This window comes from Glutamicibacter sp. X7, assembly GCF_054889245.1.
In genome coordinates, this window is the sequence record NZ_CM142678.1 from 1,864,723 (window position 1) to 1,883,614 (window position 18,892).

At 62.6% G+C, this 18,892-nt stretch carries 14 protein-coding genes; 4 read left to right on the forward strand and 10 right to left on the reverse strand.

Going from position 1 to position 18,892, the window contains the following annotated elements; all coding sequences use genetic code 11:
• Window positions 1–8: 8 nt before the first annotated feature.
• Together ACYU0X_RS09015 and ACYU0X_RS09020 are read right to left on the reverse strand one after the other, a co-directional pair.
• On the reverse strand, window positions 9–2,291 hold the full coding sequence (locus ACYU0X_RS09015) for a ComEC/Rec2 family competence protein (protein WP_461900302.1): 2,283 nt from the start codon (window positions 2,289–2,291) through the stop codon (window positions 9–11).
• Window positions 2,288–2,992: a helix-hairpin-helix domain-containing protein gene (locus ACYU0X_RS09020; protein ID WP_461900304.1), complete on the reverse strand. Its 705-nt coding sequence runs from the start codon at window positions 2,990–2,992 to the stop codon at window positions 2,288–2,290. The genes ACYU0X_RS09015 and ACYU0X_RS09020 overlap by 4 nt, the downstream gene beginning before the upstream one ends.
• A gap of 835 nt (window positions 2,993–3,827) precedes the next feature.
• Between ACYU0X_RS09020 and ACYU0X_RS09025 the strand changes: the two genes are divergently transcribed.
• Window positions 3,828–4,367 (forward strand): hypothetical protein, encoded by a 540-nt coding sequence (locus ACYU0X_RS09025; RefSeq protein WP_461900306.1) that lies wholly within the window; start codon window positions 3,828–3,830, stop codon window positions 4,365–4,367.
• A gap of 248 nt (window positions 4,368–4,615) precedes the next feature.
• Here the strand turns inward: ACYU0X_RS09025 and ACYU0X_RS09030 are convergent, their stop codons facing one another.
• The 6 genes from ACYU0X_RS09030 to ACYU0X_RS09055 form a co-directional block, all read right to left on the reverse strand.
• Window positions 4,616–5,545, reverse strand: a complete 930-nt coding sequence (locus ACYU0X_RS09030) for a DegV family protein (protein WP_461900308.1) — start codon at window positions 5,543–5,545, stop codon at window positions 4,616–4,618.
• Window positions 5,546–5,554: 9 nt separating this feature from the next.
• Complete coding sequence (gene leuS / locus ACYU0X_RS09035; RefSeq protein ID WP_418906672.1) at window positions 5,555–8,044, reverse strand: leucine--tRNA ligase; 2,490 nt, start codon at window positions 8,042–8,044, stop codon at window positions 5,555–5,557.
• A gap of 211 nt (window positions 8,045–8,255) precedes the next feature.
• The gene (locus ACYU0X_RS09040) at window positions 8,256–8,579 is read right to left on the reverse strand and encodes a hypothetical protein (RefSeq protein WP_461900310.1); all 324 of its coding nucleotides are present in this window, start codon (window positions 8,577–8,579) and stop codon (window positions 8,256–8,258) included.
• A gap of 216 nt (window positions 8,580–8,795) precedes the next feature.
• Complete coding sequence (gene glpK / locus ACYU0X_RS09045; protein ID WP_418906674.1) at window positions 8,796–10,319, reverse strand: glycerol kinase GlpK; 1,524 nt, start codon at window positions 10,317–10,319, stop codon at window positions 8,796–8,798.
• A gap of 30 nt (window positions 10,320–10,349) precedes the next feature.
• Window positions 10,350–11,036 carry an MIP/aquaporin family protein gene (locus ACYU0X_RS09050; RefSeq protein ID WP_418909325.1) on the reverse strand — a complete coding sequence of 229 codons (687 nt, stop codon included), beginning with the start codon at window positions 11,034–11,036 and terminating at the stop codon, window positions 10,350–10,352.
• Between the two features lie 101 nt (window positions 11,037–11,137).
• Window positions 11,138–12,817, reverse strand: a complete 1,680-nt coding sequence (locus ACYU0X_RS09055) for a glycerol-3-phosphate dehydrogenase/oxidase (RefSeq protein ID WP_461900312.1) — start codon at window positions 12,815–12,817, stop codon at window positions 11,138–11,140.
• Between the two features lie 145 nt (window positions 12,818–12,962).
• On the opposite strand from ACYU0X_RS09055, the gene ACYU0X_RS09060 reads away from it, so the two are divergent.
• From ACYU0X_RS09060 to ACYU0X_RS09070, 3 genes are all read left to right on the forward strand, one after another.
• Window positions 12,963–13,931: a sugar-binding transcriptional regulator gene (locus ACYU0X_RS09060; RefSeq protein WP_418906676.1), complete on the forward strand. Its 969-nt coding sequence runs from the start codon at window positions 12,963–12,965 to the stop codon at window positions 13,929–13,931.
• Window positions 13,932–13,940: 9 nt separating this feature from the next.
• Window positions 13,941–14,837, forward strand: a complete 897-nt coding sequence (locus ACYU0X_RS09065) for an alpha/beta fold hydrolase (RefSeq protein WP_461900314.1) — start codon at window positions 13,941–13,943, stop codon at window positions 14,835–14,837.
• A gap of 160 nt (window positions 14,838–14,997) precedes the next feature.
• A complete protein-coding gene (locus tag ACYU0X_RS09070; RefSeq protein WP_418906678.1) occupies window positions 14,998–15,447 on the forward strand; it encodes an NUDIX domain-containing protein in 450 nt (149 codons plus the stop codon).
• Window positions 15,448–15,658: 211 nt separating this feature from the next.
• On the opposite strand, the gene ACYU0X_RS09075 is transcribed toward ACYU0X_RS09070, so the two are convergent.
• Both ACYU0X_RS09075 and metK read right to left on the reverse strand, forming a co-directional pair.
• Complete coding sequence (locus ACYU0X_RS09075) at window positions 15,659–17,608, reverse strand: primosomal protein N' family DNA-binding protein (protein ID WP_461900316.1); 1,950 nt, start codon at window positions 17,606–17,608, stop codon at window positions 15,659–15,661.
• 10 nt (window positions 17,609–17,618) lie between these two features.
• On the reverse strand, window positions 17,619–18,824 hold the full coding sequence (gene metK / locus ACYU0X_RS09080; RefSeq protein WP_309407079.1) for a methionine adenosyltransferase: 1,206 nt from the start codon (window positions 18,822–18,824) through the stop codon (window positions 17,619–17,621).
• Window positions 18,825–18,892: the final 68 nt, after the last annotated feature.

Genomic DNA, 18,892 nt, shown 5'->3' on the forward strand with positions numbered 1-18,892 from the left:
CCTCGATCTTATCGAACCGGCCAGCGGATCGTGTTCACTCGGATCTGCTCGGCGTCGAATGTGACCAGAACCGTGCCCGAGTGGTCTGTGCGCAGGATCCTTGCTCCTACGGCGCGAGCCCGGTCGAGGATTTGTGCGTGCGGATGACCATAACTGTTCTGCGCGCCGACCGAAATAAGAAAGAGTTGGGGTCGTACCGCTTCAATGATGTCCGCTCCCCCGTTACGCGCCCCATGATGGGAGGCTTTCAGCACGGTAGCCGGTGCGATAGGTCGGCGCCGTAAGAGCGCCGCCATCGATTCTTGCTCCATGTCCCCGGCGGTGACGAGGCTCGCTACGCTCTCGCCTGCGGTATCGAACTCGAACCGCAACACCAGGGAATGATCGTTGGGGTTACTTGAGCTCTCTCCGGGCGTCGGGCCGAGCACCGCATAGGAAAGCTCGGGTGTCCCACCGCGCTCCCCCTGCCGAAGGACCGTTGCCTCCGGGACAAGCGAAGGATCGAAGCCCTCCGGGATGAAGATCTTCCCGATAGGGAGCCCCGAGGTGCGTAGTTGTGGCAGCGCGCCAATATGATCGGCGTGCTCATGGCTGAGAAAGACCCGTGGTAGTTCGCGTACCCCTAAGGAACGTAAACAGCCGAGGATCTCGCTTTCCGGTGGGCCGGTGTCGATCAACCAACCGGCCCCCGAGCCAGCATTGAGCACCATTCCATCGCCCTGTCCCACGTCGCACAGGGCGATGTCCCAGTCGCTGGGCAACTTCGGCGGCAATAGCAGGCTCAGCGGGAACATTGCGGCGACGAGCACCACGAGCGTCATCGGTAGCGCAAAGCGCAAAATCCGCTGTGCTACTGGCCGCTCGGCATGAAGCCGGCCGAGCAGAATGACGCTCAGTCCAAGGCTCACCGCCACTGCCAGCCAGAGACCGGCCGCACCTTCGGGCCACGGTCTCGCAGCCCCGGGCAAGTTCACCGCGTGCAGCGCCGCTCGACCGATCAGCTCGGCAGGCCACACCGCCATGTGGGCCAGTACCTGAGCGAGCGGGGCCAGCGCCCCTGCCAGCAGCAAGGCGAAAAGTCCAAGCACCGTAATTCCGGGAACTAGCGGCGCGGCCATCAGGTTCAGCGGGACGGTGTACGGACTCAAGCTTCCCGAGAGGGCGATAATTATCGGCAAACAGGTCAGCTGTGCGGCCAGGCAGATCGCGGTGGCCTGCGCTAGAAGATTCGGCATCCAGCGACCTAGCGCGTCGCTGAGCCCAGTTCCAAAGAGGATGATGCCCAGGGTCGCCAGCATGGACAGCGCAAAACCTGGCTCGGTTGCCAGTGAAGGATTAACGGCCAGCAGAATACACCCGCTAAAGGACAACACGCCCAGCGAGCCGCGCCCACGACCGCTTAGTAGTGCGACGGCGCCGATGGCGCCCATGACCCCTGCACGCAGCACGCTCGGGTCCGGCCCCACGAAGACGACGAAGAGCCCTAGTACGCTCAGTGCGCCGAGCCCCGAACTCCAGCGCCCAAGGCCCAGTGCCCGCAAACATCGTAGAGCCAGTGCGGTCAGCAGGGCACAGTTCGAGCCGCTGACCGCCGTCAAATGGCTGAGCCCGGTGAGTTTCATGGCCGCGCTGAGTTCTTCATCCTGGCCCGAACGGTCGCCGTACAACATCCCCGGCAGTAGCGCGCGGCCCTGTTCCGGTGCTCCCTCAAGCATGGCCGGTAACCGAGCCTTAACGCGGTCCGCGATAGAGGAAGTTCTGTAGGAGAGCACGCTCGGTTCGGAGAGTCCTCGCGCCCACCAGTCGATCGAGCCTCCAGTATCATTGCGCTCCAAGCTGAGTAGCACTTCAAGGGTCTGTGCGTGTTCCGGTGGCGCCTTGGGAAGCGTGAGATAAATATCCAGTGTGCAAGACTGCCACGCGGGGCTGTGCTGGTCCGATTGCCGATAGGCCAACAGCTGCGCCCGACCTTGCACCCTGCCATCGATTTTCGGGGCCACGATTTCGCGAAACTCTACGCGTGCACGTCGGGATTGCTCCGCCGGGCCGGGGAGCTCACATTGTGGTTGAACCACCGATAGCCCGACCATGGCCAGTGCCGCGAGGGCTAGCAACAATGGGGCGGTGAACCAGGGGGCCGCATAGCCCGTAGCATGTCGCTGGCGCAGCAGAAGCACGGTGAGCACAAAGATCACCGCAGCTAAGGGCGCCGCCACGATGGGGTCGGGACGAAGCAGTGCACACACCCAGGCTCCGGTAAGTAACCAAAGCCCGCGAAGGTCGGTGCTCATGGCACCGAGACACGATCTTTAAGTCGCTCGAATAGTACAGGGCCAATCCCGGGCACGGCGTCGAGTTCGGCAATATCGCGAAAGCCGCCATGTTCGGTGCGGAAGTCGATGATGCGTTCGGCCAGCGTGGGGCCGATTCCGGGAAGTTGCTCCAGTTGCTGGGCGTCCGCGGAATTCAGCGGGATTAGCTCTTGTGTGTGCGAGGTCACCGGCGCAGCAGGCCCGGGGCCGTCTGGCCTCCGCTGGGTAGTCTCGTCATGGGTGGGAATGTAGAGTTGCGAGCCGTCGATGAGAACGGCTGCGAGATTGAGCCCAGAGTCTTCCGCGTCCTTGCGCAGTCCCCCGGCGGCGGTCACCGCATCGATCGCGCGTTCGCCCTTGCGAAGGCGGTAGACCCCAGGATTTTTCACCGCCCCGACCACGTGCACCATTACTACTGCGCCCTCGGGAGGGCTCTGGGTCGTGCTTGAGTCGCCTGGAGCCGAGCTCGTAGTGTCTTGGGGGCCTTGGGGTTGCGAGGATTCCTCTCGGAGCGGCAACGGATGTTGCGCTTCGGAGCGTGGCGGTGGGGATATGAGCAGTGAGGCCACCATCCACGTCAGCACAGCGGCGAGTAGGGCAAGTACGGCGATTCTGGACACGGCAAAGCGTAGCCGCGCCGGGCGCGGAGCGAAGCTGCTGAAGAGATCGTGGCGGCCCATACGCCACAGTGTCCACTCCGGTGTCGCGGCTCGGGATCATCCGCTTCCCAGCTGTGGATCGGCCCGACCCGAATCTGACGACAGGCGAGCAGGCGACCGGTGAGCAGTGCCCATATCCGATGGCCTAATTCAACGTGCCGGACCATTTCGCTGCAGTTACGGATACGGGAGAGGTGGAATTCCGGTTGCTTATTCGCAGGACCCTCATTCCCGCCAAGAAGCTCGCCCAAGGGCTAATATCGGGCCGAGGTGAATGGTCCAGTGCTGTGCAACGCAGTGTGTTGGAAATTCGCGGACTTAAGGTTTTGGTGGTGGTTCCGCCGTACTGTGAATTACTGCGATCAGCAGTAAGAGCCGTTATTTCAACCGATCGCCTACGATGGCTTTCATGATGGCCCGCAACAAATAGTGGCGCGCTTTCCGCACAAGAATGTTGTGGACTCCGGAGAAATCACCTCGCTCCGACTTCGCCTTTCACGCGTGATAGTGACAGCACTAGAGCGTGGGAGGTGAAGCCATACCTTATCGAAGTCTCCCGGTATTCAGTTCAAGAGGAAGGCATCAACTCGCGACGGATCTCGCGAAATTACGTGCCTCATTGTCGGCCTAACGCCCTACTAATGCTGGACCTCGATGCGCTGAGAATATGCGCACTCCAGTGCGTTTTTGTGCAAGCTAGACTAAATTTCACGAGCCAGAGGGCCGTAGATTCTTGAAACCGCTCATGATAGCGTCAAGATAGGTAATGTGATTCACCTCATTGTGGGCTGAATTATTGCCGAGCTATCAGCCCGAAATGCCAAGGACAGGTGTAACCGCAGGAAATCCGAGCCCTATGCTCGGCTACGCATTCACCATCGCTCCGGTTGTGGTGGGAAGGATTGATATGTTGCGGCAGATATTCGGCTTTGTTGCGGGGGCAATCTGTTCCTTGGTCTATGTGCTTAGTGTGGGACTGCTCTTGATTCAAGCCGATGGAGTGCGTTCAGGTGTCGGGCTGGACCTCACTAACCAAGTAGTTACGGTGATTGGCCGCGGTCTGCCAGTTCTTCAGTGGGTCGGGATTCTGGCTATTGGCACGTTGATAGCACTTGCTCTCGCAACACCCAGAACAAAACCCGGGCAATGGTCATATGTCTACTTTCGCCTCGGATTCGCTCTCTGCACGCTCGGTTTAATTCTTTACGGTCTGATCGGGCTGATTGCCATGATGCCAGCACGTACGAGCTACGCTGATGGGTCACTCACTGGATGGCAAGGGTGGATTCGTCAGGCTGCAATGGACCCGGCCGTGCATCTGATGCTCGTCATTGCGCTTGTCGCAACAATCGCTGCATGGAACAAGGCGCGGGTGGTTACGCCCGCTCTCCGGTAGCAGACTCGAAAGTGGCCGCTACAGCGCATCAGTCTTCGCCCAAATAATTCGTGAGTGCGCAGATAGAGACGTGCACCAGCATCACGGACCTACAGGTCGCCGAGCCCGCGCATTGCTATACGTAGAGCGTCGCGGATGGAATCCCAATGGGTCGTGGAGAGCCAGATCCGGCCCTCATCGAGGCGGACACCCCGATCGCCTTTTCACCTGACCGGTGCAACAGCAAAGCCCAAAGGATCTGTATGGGGCTAGTTTGCCTCGATACTTGGTTCTTCTTCGGCGGGAAGACCGGCTACGCAAATGGCGAGCACCCCGATCCCAGTATGCGCGGCCAGCACCGCCGGAAGCGACTGCACCAGAACCGCTTCCTCGCCAATATCGGAGAGTTCGGCGGCGACTTCTTGGGCGAGTTCCGCGGCGCCAAAGTGCATGACGCCGATTCGCACCGGTCCCTGGCACGCCGCGGCCCGCGTGCGCGCCAACGTCACCAGGCGCCCTTGGGCTCGTTCGAAGGAGCGCGGCTTCTCCAACGCCACAATTGACCCGTCGTTGATCCCGAGGATCGGCTTGACGTTCAGCAGCGTTCCGAGGACACCCGAGACGGCCGAAATCCGTCCTCCTCGACGCAGGGTTTCCAAGGAAGGCACCGCAAAGTAGACCGCGTACTTCTCGGCCTGTCGGGCCAGAGACAGTAACTGCTCAACATCTGCCCCGGCGGCCCGTGCACGCGCCATTTCGGCGACCGCAAAACCTATGGGTGCCGCCGCGGTGCGTGTGTCGATGACATGCACCGGAATTGTCACCTGGGATGCCGCCAACCGAGCTGCTTCGAAGGTCCCCGACAGTGCTCCGGAAAGGTGCACCGAGACGATTTCCTTGCACCCGGCTTCCTGTAGCCGGGTGTACGTCGAAACGAACTGTCCCGGTGCCGGGCGGGAGGTGCGTACCGCCTTGCCCATGGCCAAACCCATGAGCAGTGCCTGAGTGTCGCCGTCTTGGACCTCATCGTCGACAATAATCGGGATGGTTAATTCGATGAGGTCTGGCGCGTGGGAAAATTCCTCGGGAAGACAACTGGCCGAATCGACAACAATCCCGATCCGTGAACGCGCAGGAGCGCGGCCCGGGCGCCATCGAGACAGCCACCCGGTCCGCGCTCCTGCGCTGCGTTCGTTCATGATCCGAGCTTACGGTGCGGGAACCACATTCACGAGCTTCGGGGCCCGCACAATCACCTTGAGCGGATCCTTGCCATCAAGCAAACGCACGACGTTGGCATCGGCCAGCGCCAGCTCGCGCAACTCTTCCTCGCTGATGTCAACGGACACCTCGAGGCGGGCGCGCACCTTGCCCTTGACCTGTACCACTGCGGTGATGGTGTCATCCACCAGCAGGGACTCGTCAACCTCGGGCCAGGCGCTGGTGGCTACGGAGGCTTCGTAACCGAGTTGGGCCCACATGTCTTCGGCCGTGTATGGGGCGAACAGGCTCAGCAACTGGGCGGTAACGCCGGCAGCCTCGCGGACGGCCGGATCGGCGGCGCCGGCACCGGAATCGATGGTCTTACGGGTGGCGTTGACCAATTCCATGGTCTTGGCGATCACCACGTTGAACTTGCCCGAGTCCAACAGCTGGGCCGACTCGTTGACGGTGCGGTGGATGACCTGGCGCAGTGCCTTGTCTCCGGTGCCGTAGTCCACGCCCGGGGCGCTAGCGACGTCCTGAGCGATGCGCCATGCACGCGCAAGGAACTTCTGCGAGCCAGCCGGGGAAACATCGGCCCAGTCCACATCGTCCTCTGGCGGCGAGGCGAAGACCATGGTCAGACGCACGGCATCTACACCGAACTTGTCCAGCTGCTCACCCAGGTCCACGCCGTTACCCAGCGACTTACTCATGGCCTTACCGCCGTTGAGTACCTGCCCCTGGTTCAGCAACGCGCTGAATGGCTCGGTGGCGTCGATCAGGCCCAGGTCGTGGATCACCTTGGTGAAGAAGCGTGCGTAGAGCAGGTGCAGAATCGCGTGCTCCACACCGCCGACGTACTGCCCCACCGGCATCCAGTCGCGCACGGCCTTCGGGTCGAATGGGCCCTCGGTGTAGTTCGGGGAGGTGAAGCGCAGGAAGTACCAGGAGGAGTCCACGAAGGTATCCATGGTGTCGGTATCGCGCTTGGCCGGCTTGGCGCAGCGCGGGCAGGGCACGTTGACCCAGTCCTCGGCCGCGGCCAACGGGCTGGTGCCCTTCGGAGCCAGCTGCTCACCGCGCAGGTTATCGGGCAGACGCACCGGCAGCTGATCATCCGGTACCGGTACCTCGCCGCAATCAACACAGTGAATGATCGGGATCGGGGTTCCCCAGAAACGCTGGCGGGAGAGCAACCAGTCGCGCAGGCGGAAGTTCACCGTGTGCTTGCCGGTCCCGGCAGCCTCGATGATCTCAATGGCCTTGGCGATGGCCTCGGCCTTGTTCAGGCCGTTGAGCTCACCGGAGTTCACCAAGGTACCTTCGCCGCTGGTGGCTACGCCGCTCTCGGCTGGGTTCTCTTCGCCGGTGTCCACGACCACGCGGACCGGCAGGTCGAAGGTGCGGGCAAAGTCCAGGTCGCGCTGGTCGTGTGCCGGCACCGCCATGATGGCGCCGGTGCCGTAATCGGCCAGCACGTAGTCGGCGGCCCAGATCGGCAGCTTCTCACCCGAGAGCGGGTTGATGCCGTAACGGCCGGTGAATACACCGGTCTTTTCACGCTCGGTGGACTGGCGCTCGATCTCCGAAAGCGCCTTGACCTGCTCCTGGTAGTCGCTCAGCGCCTGGCGGTGCTCGTCGGTCACCAGCTCATCGGCCAGCGCCGCGTCCGCCGCAACCACCATGAAGGTGGCACCATACAGGGTGTCTGGACGGGTGGTGAATACCGGAATGGTCTTGCCCGGCTTGTCCTCGGTGGCTTCGATCGCGAACTCGACCTCGGCGCCCTCGGAGCGGCCAATCCAGTTCTTCTGCATGAGCAGCACGCGCTCGGGCCAGTGGCCCTTGAGCTGCTCCATGTCCTCGAGCAGGCGATCGGCGTACTCGGTGATCTTGAAGTACCACTGGTTCAAGGACTTCTTGGTCACCGTGGTGCCGCAGCGATCGCAGGCGCCGTTGACGACCTGCTCGTTGGCCAGCACGGTCTGGTCCTTCGGGCACCAGTTCACCGGGTGGTCCTTGCGGTAGGCCAGACCCTTCTCGTAGAAGCGGGCAAACAGCCACTGGGTCCAGCGGTAGTATTCCGGGTCCGAGGTGTGCAGGCGGCGGGACCAGTCGGCGCTGATGGCATAGCGCTTGAAGGAGGCGGCCTGCGTGTCGATGTTCTTGTAGGTCCACTCGGCCGGGTGGGCATCGCGCTTAATGGCCGCGTTTTCGGCCGGCAGGCCGAAGGAGTCCCAACCGATCGGGTGCATCACGTCGAAGCCCTTGAGCTTCCAGTAGCGTGCCACCACATCGCCCATGGCGAAGGCCTCGGCGTGACCCATGTGCAGGTCGCCCGAGGGGTACGGGAACATATCTAGTACATAGCGGCGCTCGGCCGTGCCGTCGTCGGCGGGCTTGAAGACCTCAAGTTCATCCCACTTCGGCAGCCACTTGGCCTCGATGGTCTTAAAGTCGTATGTACTGGTCTCGTTCGTCGCTGATGTCACTGAGCTCGTCTCACAAAACGGTCGGAAAAGGGGCTAACTCCCATAACGTGCAAACACCCCCGTTCACTCACGAGGGTGTCGACTCCGGCAAAAGCCGGTGTCACTGGGGTTTCATACGCCGATTCTACCGCAGAGCGCAGTGGGAATCGGCTTCGTGTCCGCTCGCTCACACCCCGGCGGTGCGCGGTGCTCCGGTAGCGGAGGGCTGACTCTAATAGATGCTCTCTTCGCGCTGGTTTGCTAGGGCGCGTTCGCGTAGTTCTTCGAGGCTAGGATCGTCAATTTCGAGCAAGGTGTAGGCCACGGGTTCGCTGATTTCGAATGAGTCGAGTTCAATATCGATTTCATCGACGATCACCGCAATGAGCCGCGGGCTATCTGCACCCAATGGCCGTGCATCGTGCATATAACGCATGGCCACCTGCAATTCGTGAACCTGTTCCTCGAGGTCTACCCGTTCAGCAAATTCTTTGGTCAGCAGCACCAGCTCCTGCTCTCCCGGCGTGCTCTGAATGACCTGGATGGCTCCGTACATGCCCCGCTCCGTCCTTGGGGTCCACCGCCCGAGGCGCGGGGCGAAAGACATTCTCGAATGATTAAAACCAGTATGTCCTATTCCCGGGATTTTTCGGCAATAGATTGCGCGATTAATGCGGCCTCGGTTCGGTGGCTAAAACGCGAACACCCCGTGATTGATGTCCAATTGACTGAACATCTATCACGGGGTGCGCGTCGGTTTTACCGGTATTGATTAGGCCTTGGTGTCTTCATCAACCCAGTCGAAGGTGCGGGTGACGGCCTTCTTCCACAGACGGAGACGGCGCTCGCGCTCCTCCTCGCCCAACTGTGGCTCCCAACGCTTGTCTTCGGACCAGTTCGAACCCAGTTCGCCCAGGTCCTTCCAGAAGCCCACCGCAAGGCCAGCGGCGTAGGCCGCACCCAGTGCGGTGGTCTCGGTGACCTTCGGGCGGACCACCGGTACACCGAGAATGTCGGCCTGGAACTGCATGAGCGCATCATTCGCAACCATGCCGCCGTCGACCTTCAGTTCGGTCAGCGGCACCTCGGCGTCGGCGTTGACCGCATCGAGCACCTCACGGGTCTGGAAGGCCGTGGCCTCCAGTGCCGCGCGGGCGATGTGATGCTTATTGGCGTAGCGGGTCAGACCCACGATCGCACCGCGGGCATCCGAGCGCCAGTATGGGGCGAACAGGCCGGAGAAGGCCGGCACGATGTACACGCCGCCGTTGTCCTCAACCTGTTCTGCCAACTTCTCGATCTCCGGGGCGGTGGCGATCATGCCGATGTTGTCACGCAGCCACTGCACAAGCGAACCGGCCACGGCGATCGAGCCCTCGAGGGCGTAGACCGGGGCGTTGTCGCCGAGCTTGTAGGCCATGGTGGTGAGCAACCCGTTCGAGGAGTGCACGATCTCGTTACCGGTGTTGAAGATCAAGAAGCAACCGGTGCCGTAGGTGTTCTTGGCCTTGCCCGAGTCGAAGGCGGCCTGACCGAAGGTTGCGGCCTGCTGGTCGCCGAGAATGCCGGCTACCGGCACCTCGCGCAACAGCTGGTTGCCGGCCACGGTGCCGTAGACCTCGGAGGAGGAACGGATCTCGGGCATCATGCTCACCGGAACGCCGAAGTCCGCGAGGATCTCTTCATCCCAGGTCAGGGTCTTCAGGTCCATGAACAGGGTGCGCGAGGCGTTGGTAACGTCGGTGACGTGCACGCCGCCGTCCACGCCGCCGGTGAGGTTCCACAGCACCCAGGTGTCGGTGTTACCGAAGATCAAGTCTCCGGCTTCGGCCCGCTCACGCGCGCCGTCCACATTGTCCAGGATCCACTTGATCTTGGTGCCGGAGAAGTAGGTGGCCAGCGGCAGACCAACACGGTCCTTGTAGCGTTCCACTCCCCCATTGGCGGCCAATTCGTCTACGATGTCCTGGGTGCGGGTGTCCTGCCAGACGATGGCGTTGTACACGGCTTCGCCGGTGTTCTTATCCCACACCACCGCGGTTTCGCGCTGGTTGGTGATACCCACGGCTTCGATATCGTGGCGGGTCAGGTTGGCCTTGGACAGGGCCTGACCGATGACCTCGCGCACGTTGTTCCAGATTTCGGCTGGATCGTGCTCAACCCAGCCGGCGGCCGGGAAGATCTGCTCGTGTTCGAGCTGGCCGACGGAGACGATGTCTCCGGCGTGGTTGAAAACGATGGCGCGCGACGAGGTGGTTCCCTGGTCGATGGCGATGACGTACTTAGTGGTACTCATAACTTCGATGTCACTTTCGCTGATCGATGATTAGAACATGGCCATGGCGAGCAAACCACCGGCGGCACCGCCGATGATCGGGCCGACGATCGGCACCCAGGCGTAGGACCAGTCGCTCGAACCCTTGCCCTTGATCGGGAGCAGGGCGTGGGCGATACGCGGGCCAAGGTCACGTGCGGGGTTGATGGCGTAGCCGGTCGGGCCACCGAGGGAGGCACCGATGGCGACAACCAGCAGGGCCACGGCCAGTGGGCCCAGACCGTGCGGGGTCTTACCGAAGCCGGCAATCACGAAGACCAGCACGAAGGTGGCGACGATCTCGGTAAGCAGATTCCACCCGTAGGAACGGATGGCCGGGCCGGTGGAGAAGACGCCGAGCTTGCTGGCGGCCTCGGGCTCCTCGTCGAAGTGCTGCTTGTAGGACAGCCAGGCACCGACGGCACCGAGGAAGGCACCGAGCATCTGGGCGACAAAGTAGAGCAGCATGTTCAGGAAGGTCTTATCGACGCCCGGGGCGAACTCCTGGACGTCACCGTTGACCATCAAACCGACGGTCACGGCAGGGTTCAGGTGCGCGCCGGATGCCGCGGCAACCCACACACCGGCGAACACGCCAAGGCCCCAACCGAAAGCGATGGTCAGCCAATCGGCTCCATTACCTTTGGTCTTGGCCAGTACGACGTTGGCGACCACGCCGCAACCAAGTAGCAACAACATAAACGTGCCGAGCATTTCGGCAAAAAACACATTAGCGGACAACGTTGACCTCATTAATGTTTCGACGAACTGGCACCTCTTTGATACCAGTGATGAATTTGCTAGACGAGCTGCACCTGGTGTGCATCGGCTAGCACCGAAAGCGCGTGCTCAATTTCGGTTTCCTTGCGGCTGGAATCCCAGCCCATCGGTGCGGCGAGGCCGTCGGCGACCTCATGCACCAAATCCTTGGTAACCAGGCCCCGGAAGGCCAGGTTGGTACGGCGGATGAACACGTCGATCAGGCGTCCGACCTGTTCATTGGCGGCCATATGCGCCAGTTCTTCGACGGAGAGTTCGTCGCTGTGCTCCAGCGGCTGCTCACCGTCCTTGATGATCTCGAGCAGCTCGTCGGCGCGAGTGCCGTAGCGTTCGAGCAGGACCTGCAGCCGCTGGCGGCTGGCCTGCCCCTCACGGGCTGCGAACCAGGCGGCGAGCTCACCCTCGTTCTTCGGGTAGTTCTTACCGCCGCCGATGGCCACCCCGGCGGTGCTGGCGACCTGGCGGGCACCGAGTAGCTCAAGGGCCTTGCCGCCGAGCGATTCGCTCAGGGCGCGGAAGGTGGTCCACTTGCCACCGATCAGCGAAAGCATGGTGGTCTTATCTGTCAGGCGGGTGTCCTTGACCTGGTAGTCGCGGGAGACGAAGCCGGGGGCCGTGTCGTCGTGGTTCGGCAGTGGGCGTACCCCGGAGAAGCTGTAGACGATGTCGTCCTTGGTGACGTTCAGCTTCGGGAAGACGTGGTGAACCAGATCGAAGAAGTACTGGATCTCTTCGTCGGTGCACACGGCCGGTTCGCGCATATCGTGCTCGAGGTCGGTGGTGCCCACCAGCACGCGGCCGAGCATTGGGTAGATCAGCACGATGCGGCCATCGGAGTGCTCGAAGAAGATCTCGCGTCCGCCGGTGGCGGCGAGCAGCTCCGGGTGATCGAGCACGATGTGCGAGCCCTTGGTGCCGCCGGTCCACTTGGTGTTCTTCCCCAGCTGCTCGTTGGTCAGATCCACCCAGGCGCCGGTGGCGTTGATGATTACATCGGCTTCGAAGTCGAACTCGTCCCCGGTCAATTCATCGCGCAGTCGGGCCTTGCCGCCTTCGAAACCAGTCATCGACACGTAGTTGCTGGAGCGGGCCTTGTCATTGGCCTCGAGTCCCTCGCGTAGCACGTCGAGGGTCAGGCGCTCCGGGTTGTGCACCGAGGCGTCGAAGTAGGTGGCGGTGTACTTCACGTCGTCGCGAAGCTGCGGAAGTTCCTTGCGGCCGTTGGCGCCGAGCTGGAACTTGTGCCATGGGGTGTTACGTCCGCCCAGGCCGGCGAATACGTCATACATGATCAGGCCGAGCTTGATGAGCACGGCGCCGCGCTCGGTGGGCTTGCCGGACTTGTGGGTCAAGAAGCGCAGCGGAGCGGAGAGAATGCCGGAGAAGGTGGAGAAAATCGGGATCGTGGTCTGCAGCGGCTTGACGTAGTGCGGGGCGATCTCGAGTAGCGAATTGCGTTCCTGCACGGACTCGTGGACCAGGCGGAATTCACCGTTTTCGAGGTAGCGGATGCCGCCGTGAATCATGTGCGAGCTGGCCCCGGAGGCGCCCTGGCAGTAGTCCCCGCGTTCCACGAGCGCCACGTCGATCCCCTGCATGGCCAAGTAGCGGAAAGTCGCTACGCCATTGATGCCGCCGCCAACAATTAAGACGCGTGCCTGCGGATTGGCGCGGAGGTCCTCGAGCTGCTTTCGATTCACGAATACTCACCCTTAAGTACGAAATGGTCTTTTCAAGGGTTAGTCTGGTCACTATGGAACAAAGCGGTCAAACTATTTGCACATACGTGCAGAATTGCTAGGAACGATGGCGGAAAAGCGGTCAAATGTCGGGTCACGGCGCTATGTGCATGACACATCCGTGCACGCGGATCCCAAAACACGGGATGCCTTACGTGCGGCGCAGCTCTACTACGTGCAGGACATGAAAATGGAGAGCATCGCCCGGGAATTGGGAACCTCGCGCTCCACGGTGTCCCGGCTTCTGGCGCATGCCAAACGCACCGGGATGGTCTCGGTGAAGATCAATCCGGCGGCGAACCTCTCGGCCATGCTCAGCACCCAGCTCTCCGAGCGGTTCCGCATCTCGGTCCAGGTGGTCCCCACCGACGGGTCCATGGACGACACCCAACTTCTCCAGCGAGTTACCGCCCATGCGGCCTACGTCTTGGGCACCATGGTCTCTTCCTCCATGACCATCGGAGTCGCCTGGGGCTCGACCATGCAAGCGTTGTCGACCGCCCTGGGCAGTCACCCCACCCACGACACCGTGATCGTGCAGCTCAATGGCGCGGCCAACCCGGTCACCAGCGGGGTGGGCTACGCCAGCGAAATCCTCACCCGTTTTGGCGAGTCCTTTACCGCACGCATCGAACAGTTTCCGGTCCCCGCCTTTTTTGACCGGGCCGAAACCCGGCAGGCGATGTGGGCCGAAACCTCCGTGCAGCGCGTGCTGCGCGTGCAACGCGACATGTCCCTGGCCGTGTTCTCCCTCGGCGCCGCCGCTTCTACGGTCACCTCGCAGGTTTACCGGGGCGGTTATCTCAGCGAGGCCGAACTGCGGGAACTCGAACGGCTCGGCGCGGTGGGCGACGTGGCCACGGTGTTCTTCGACGCTCAAGGTCGCAGCGACACCATAGAAATCAACGCGCGGGCCACCGGCCCCACCTTCGACATGTTGCGTGAAGTGCCCCGCCGGCTGTGCGTGGTGGCCGGGCGCGGCAAACTCGAGGCGGTGCGCGGCGCCCTAGCCGGGGAACTAATTACCGACCTGATCATCGACGAGGGTACCGCCATGGCGCTGCTGGGCGGGTAGGCTTTTGCCATGGCCGCACGTGAAGAACTTGTCTCCACCCACCACCTATTGGGCAGCGAACTGAAGGTTTTCAGCTACCCGGCAACGGCCCGTAAACGCGGGGTGATTTTCGCCGTTCATGGTTTCCGCGGCGATCACCATGGCCTGGCCCGGATCGTTGCGCAACTGCCCGGATATACCGTCATCGTTCCGGACCTTCCGGGTTTCGGCGCCTCCACCCCGATGTCCGGCACCCATGATGTGCCCGGATATACGGAACTGCTGGCGGCCCTGGCCGATGAGCTTGACCTACCGCAGAGCACCGTCTTGCTCGGGCACTCCTTCGGCTCTATTGTGGCGGCCGAATTGGCCACCCAACGTGACTTTGCCGCACTGCTACTGTTGAACCCAATTTCCGAACCTGCCCTGGAATCCAGCCAGGCCTTGTTGGCCGGGATTACCAGCGGCTATTACCGGCTCTGTGCCGCGCTCCCGACCGGAATCGGCGAGGGCTTGTTGCGCTCGCGCATGTTCACGGATTCGATGAGCCTGGTGATGACCAAAAGTCAGGACCCTGCGGTGCGCGCCTACGTGCGGGAGCAGCACCGCGCCTACTTCGGTGGTTTCCACTCCCGGCACACCTTGGCCGAGGCCTACCGCGCCTCGATTACCAGCACCGTGCTCGACTACGCACCGGCGCTGGACCTTCCCACACTGTTGGTGGCCGGGGCCCAGGATGAGCTGGGTAGCCCGGCCAGCCAAGAACGACTGCGCGATGCCTTCGGTGACGCCCGGCTGGTAATGCTCGAAAGCGTGGGCCACCTGATCCACTATGAGAAGGCCGAGCAGACTGCCGCGGCGATCACCGGTTTCTTGCGCGAGATCTCCGCACGCCGCCGAGCGGCCGACGCCTCGTCAAGTTCCTAACACACGGCGTTAACCGATCCCCTCTCGTCTGTTGGGCAACGTCAGGCCGATGCCTCCGAAGTCCATTCAGTAAGCTCATCGCCCCTGTGGGCCTGCCGCCAGTCCCATCGTGTCTTTGATGCTTCGATAGCGAGTTCTCTCCCGCTGATAGGCTCCACATATGCCCGTTGTCACTGAGAAAGCCGTATGCTACGTAGTCCAAGACGACCACTTGCTGGTTTTCACACATTTGCAGCATCTTCTGCAGGTAACCGGCGTTCAGGTGCCCGCCGGCTCGATTCACTCCGGAGAATCACCCGATCGTGCGGCGATACGCGAGCTACGTGAGGAAACGGGCTTGACCGGTTCTGTGGTTCGTAGCCTCGGAACGGCGACCTACGATATTCGACCGGCACGAAATGAAATCGCTCGCCGACATTTTTTCGAGTTGTCGGTAGCACCACAAGACTTGACGCGCCGCTGGATCGCAGGTGAGACCGATCCTTCACACGGCGGACTACCCGAAACCTGGGAATGCTGGTGGTTGCCGCTGAAACAAGGGCATGTGTTAGCTGCTGGCCTCGGCGCCCTCCTAGGAAACCTTCGCACCGGCTCGACTCAAGGCGCCTAACGGATATCCAGTATCGAAGCTCTGCAGACTAGATTATCCAAGCAGCGGTCGGTCGTTGATCGCACACTTCACAGTTCGAACTCTGAATCTCCAGCGGTCCGTCAAGTCGAGGCACGTCTCGAGATGCTCTTGTGTGTGACAACAAAAGATCCGGACGATTCCATGTCTTGGGCTGCACGTAGTTCGTATTGTGGTCCGCACGATCGCCGTCTTACAGCACCTGATCCGGGTCGATGCTCACCTGCGCCACCGGTTCCTTGGCCGCGGCCATCTGGGCGCGCAGGCTACGCAGCTGCCCGGTCACCGCGGGGCCATCGGCATAGGAGAAAAACAGCACATAACGGTGCTCAAGTGGCGGACCTTCAAGGATGGTCGGTCCGTGTACCTGCACCGGCGCCTGAAGCCGCCGCACCAGCAGACCGGCACCGGGCCCGGAGACGATGGCGCTACGCACCGCTGGGGGTAAGCCAACTTCGCGCCGTTCGGCCAGTTCCCGCTCGGCGAATCCGGCCGGGTCATAGCGAATCAGCGCGGCACCGGCAACGCTCGGGTCGCCGGTGAGCACCACTACCCCGTCGCCCCGGGCGAGGCTGGCCGCGGCAAACCAACGCGCAAGCACCTGTTCGGCATTACGCAAGGCATCGTGGGCCAACATCTTCTGCGCGTCGAGGAGCAGCACCGCCCGGTAGCCGGCCTCGGCCACCGGCTCCACGCCGGGGGTACTGACCACCAGCGCCGGGCGATCGGGCACCTCGAACAGCGGCTTGGCACCCGTGGAGGACAGTACCGGCACGCTGGGAAAAGCCTGGCCCAGCTCGTCGGCGGTGCGTTCACTGCCGACCGAGGCGGCGCGAATCTGCGTGGAGCCACAGGTTTGGCAGGCATAGTTCCGGTAGGTGCGGGCACACCAGCGGCAACTGAGGGCCGCGCCGGAAGAGCTGAGCTGTAACGGTCCCTGGCAGTCCAGGCAGCGGGCCAGCGAGCGGCAGTTCTGGCAGGCAATGGCTGGCATAAACCCGGTGCGCGCTACCTGTACCAGGACCGGCCCGTGTTTGAGGGCCGCGCTGGCCTCCCGCCAGGCCAAGGCCGGGATGCGGGCTCGAGCCAGCACCGGATCGCGTTCGAGCTCAAAGTCGCTGGCCGCCGCCACTACCCGTGGGGCACGTTCACGCAGTAGGGCGCGCGGGAGCTTGAGCTCTTGGGCCCAGTCGGTGGCCACCAGCCGTTGTGCCTCAACCGAGCGCGAGGTACCGGCGATGAGTAGACCCACCTCGTCGAGCTGACTTCGGAGCAGGGAAATTTGCCGAGCGTGCGGATATGGAGCACGCTGTTCGCGGTGGGAGGCGTCATCATCCTGCCAGATGATCATCAACCCAAGATCCGGCACATGACAGAGCGCGGCGGCCCGGGTACCGATCACCAGTGGCACTTCCCCACCGATGGCCTTGAGATAGTTCCGGTAGCGCGGCGTGGGGCCATCATCGGCATGTAGCCGTGCATAGCTTTCGGGTCCCAGTTCGCTATCGAGGTAGGCCGCCAGCAGTTGCAGGTCGCGGGCATCGGGCACCACAATCAGCGCGCGGCGTCCGGCGGCCAAGACCGGCAGGCAGGCATCGAGCAGAAACCCGGGCCAGGACCCCTGATTATTCGGGGCCCAGGTCACCACGGCGCGGTGGGCCTGGCCTGCCGCCCACCGACCGGCGCTTTCGGCTCCGCCGGCATACTCATCAAGTTGCCCCTGGCGTGGTGGCAGTTCGGGATAGCGCAACTCGCGTTGCTCGGTCTCGACCCGTGCGGCTCGTGCCGGGACGGCCAGTCGCACCACATCCCACAGGGTGCCGGCGTAGCGTTCGGCCACGGCCTGCGCGAGCCGCGCAATCTCGGGATGTAGCGCCACGGTTGGTGATACGAGCTTGGCCAGCGGCTTGAGTTTATGTTCGACCGGTAGCTCGTCGAGCACCTCGAGCACGAAACCGGCCAGTTGCCGACCACCGAAGGGGACCTTGACTCGCACGCCGGCCTGGACCTGCTCGCGCATGCTCGGCGGGATCAGGTAGTCAAAGGGGCGATCAAGATGTGGCAGCGCAGATTCAATAAGCACCCGAGCCACATGCGCGGCGCGCTGTGGCTCGGGTGCTTCGATCAGGGCCTGTTGGTCCACCGACGGACCTTTAGGCGTTGAAGTAGCTGCGCAGCGCCTCGACGCGGTCGGTGCGCTCCCAGGTGAAGTCCTTATCGTCGCGGCCGAAGTGGCCGTGTGCTGCGGTCTTCTGGTAGATCGGACGCTTCAGATCCAGATCTTCGATAATGCCCAGCGGGCGCAGATCGAAGACTTCGTTGATCGCGGCGGTGATCTTTGCCGGATCGACGGTTTCGGTGCCGAAGGTTTCCACGTAGAGACCCACCGGGCGGGCCACGCCGATGGCGTAGGCCACCTGCACTTCGGCGCGTCGCGCCAGGCCTGCGGCGACCACGTTCTTGGCTACCCAGCGCATGGCGTAGGCCGCCGAACGGTCCACCTTCGACGGGTCCTTACCGGAGAAGGCACCGCCACCGTGGCGAGCGTAGCCGCCGTAGGTGTCGACGATGATCTTGCGGCCGGTCAGCCCGGCGTCGCCCACCGGGCCACCGATGATGAACGGGCCCGAAGGGTTCAGAATGACATTGGTGTTCGAGGTGTCCAGGCCCGAACGCTCCAGAACCGGGGTGACGACCTCTTCGAGCAGATCGGCCTTGAGGGTGTCCAGCTCGTACTCCGAGGCGTGCTGGCTGGAGACCACCACGGTGTCGATGCTGACCGGGGTTTCCCCGTCGTAGCCGATGGTGACCTGGGTCTTGCCATCCGGGCGCAGCAGGGGCAGGCGGCCGTTCTTGCGCACCTGGGTCAGGCGCTCGGAGAGCCGATGGGCCAGGAAGATCGGGGTGGGCATCAGCGAATCAGTTTCATCCGAGGCATACCCGAACATCAGACCCTGATCGCCGGCTCCCTGCAGGTCGCGGGGATCCTTGGCCAGGCCCTGGCGGGCTTCGAGAGAATTGAACACCCCGTCGTGGATTTCCTGCGACTGCTGGCCGATGGATACCGATACGCCGCAGCGGGCGCCGTCGAAGCCGTTGGCCGAGGAGTCGTAGCCGATGTCGAGGATGGTGCGGCGCACGATCTCGGGGATTTCAACATAACCGTCGGTGGTCACCTCGCCGGCCACATGGACCAGACCGGTGGTGGTCAGCGTTTCGACGGCGACCTTGGAATGTGGGTCCTGAGCCAACATGGCGTCGAGGATGGCGTCGGAGATCTGATCGCAGATCTTATCCGGGTGCCCCTCCGTGACGGACTCGGAGGTGAAAAGGCGCAATTCGGGGGTTGATGAAGTCACCTAGTTACTCTATCTGTTCTCATACTGTTGATGTTCAACGTTGATACTTTCCGTGACTTTGGGTCACG

What these genes read in the sequence shown, in the direction of transcription:
- ACYU0X_RS09015 (WP_461900302.1), bottom strand. Translation starts at nt 2,291, where the DNA reads ATGAGCACCGACCTTCGCGGGCTTTGGTTACTTACCGGAGCCTGGGTG.
- ACYU0X_RS09020 (WP_461900304.1), bottom strand. Translation starts at nt 2,992, where the DNA reads ATGGGCCGCCACGATCTCTTCAGCAGCTTCGCTCCGCGCCCGGCGCGG.
- ACYU0X_RS09025 (WP_461900306.1), top strand. Translation starts at nt 3,828, where the DNA reads ATGCTCGGCTACGCATTCACCATCGCTCCGGTTGTGGTGGGAAGGATT.
- ACYU0X_RS09030 (WP_461900308.1), bottom strand. Translation starts at nt 5,545, where the DNA reads ATGAACGAACGCAGCGCAGGAGCGCGGACCGGGTGGCTGTCTCGATGG.
- ACYU0X_RS09040 (WP_461900310.1), bottom strand. Translation starts at nt 8,579, where the DNA reads ATGTACGGAGCCATCCAGGTCATTCAGAGCACGCCGGGAGAGCAGGAG.
- glpK (WP_418906674.1), bottom strand. Translation starts at nt 10,319, where the DNA reads ATGAGTACCACTAAGTACGTCATCGCCATCGACCAGGGAACCACCTCG.
- ACYU0X_RS09050 (WP_418909325.1), bottom strand. Translation starts at nt 11,036, where the DNA reads ATGTTGTTGCTACTTGGTTGCGGCGTGGTCGCCAACGTCGTACTGGCC.
- ACYU0X_RS09065 (WP_461900314.1), top strand. Translation starts at nt 13,941, where the DNA reads ATGGCCGCACGTGAAGAACTTGTCTCCACCCACCACCTATTGGGCAGC.
- ACYU0X_RS09070 (WP_418906678.1), top strand. Translation starts at nt 14,998, where the DNA reads ATGCCCGTTGTCACTGAGAAAGCCGTATGCTACGTAGTCCAAGACGAC.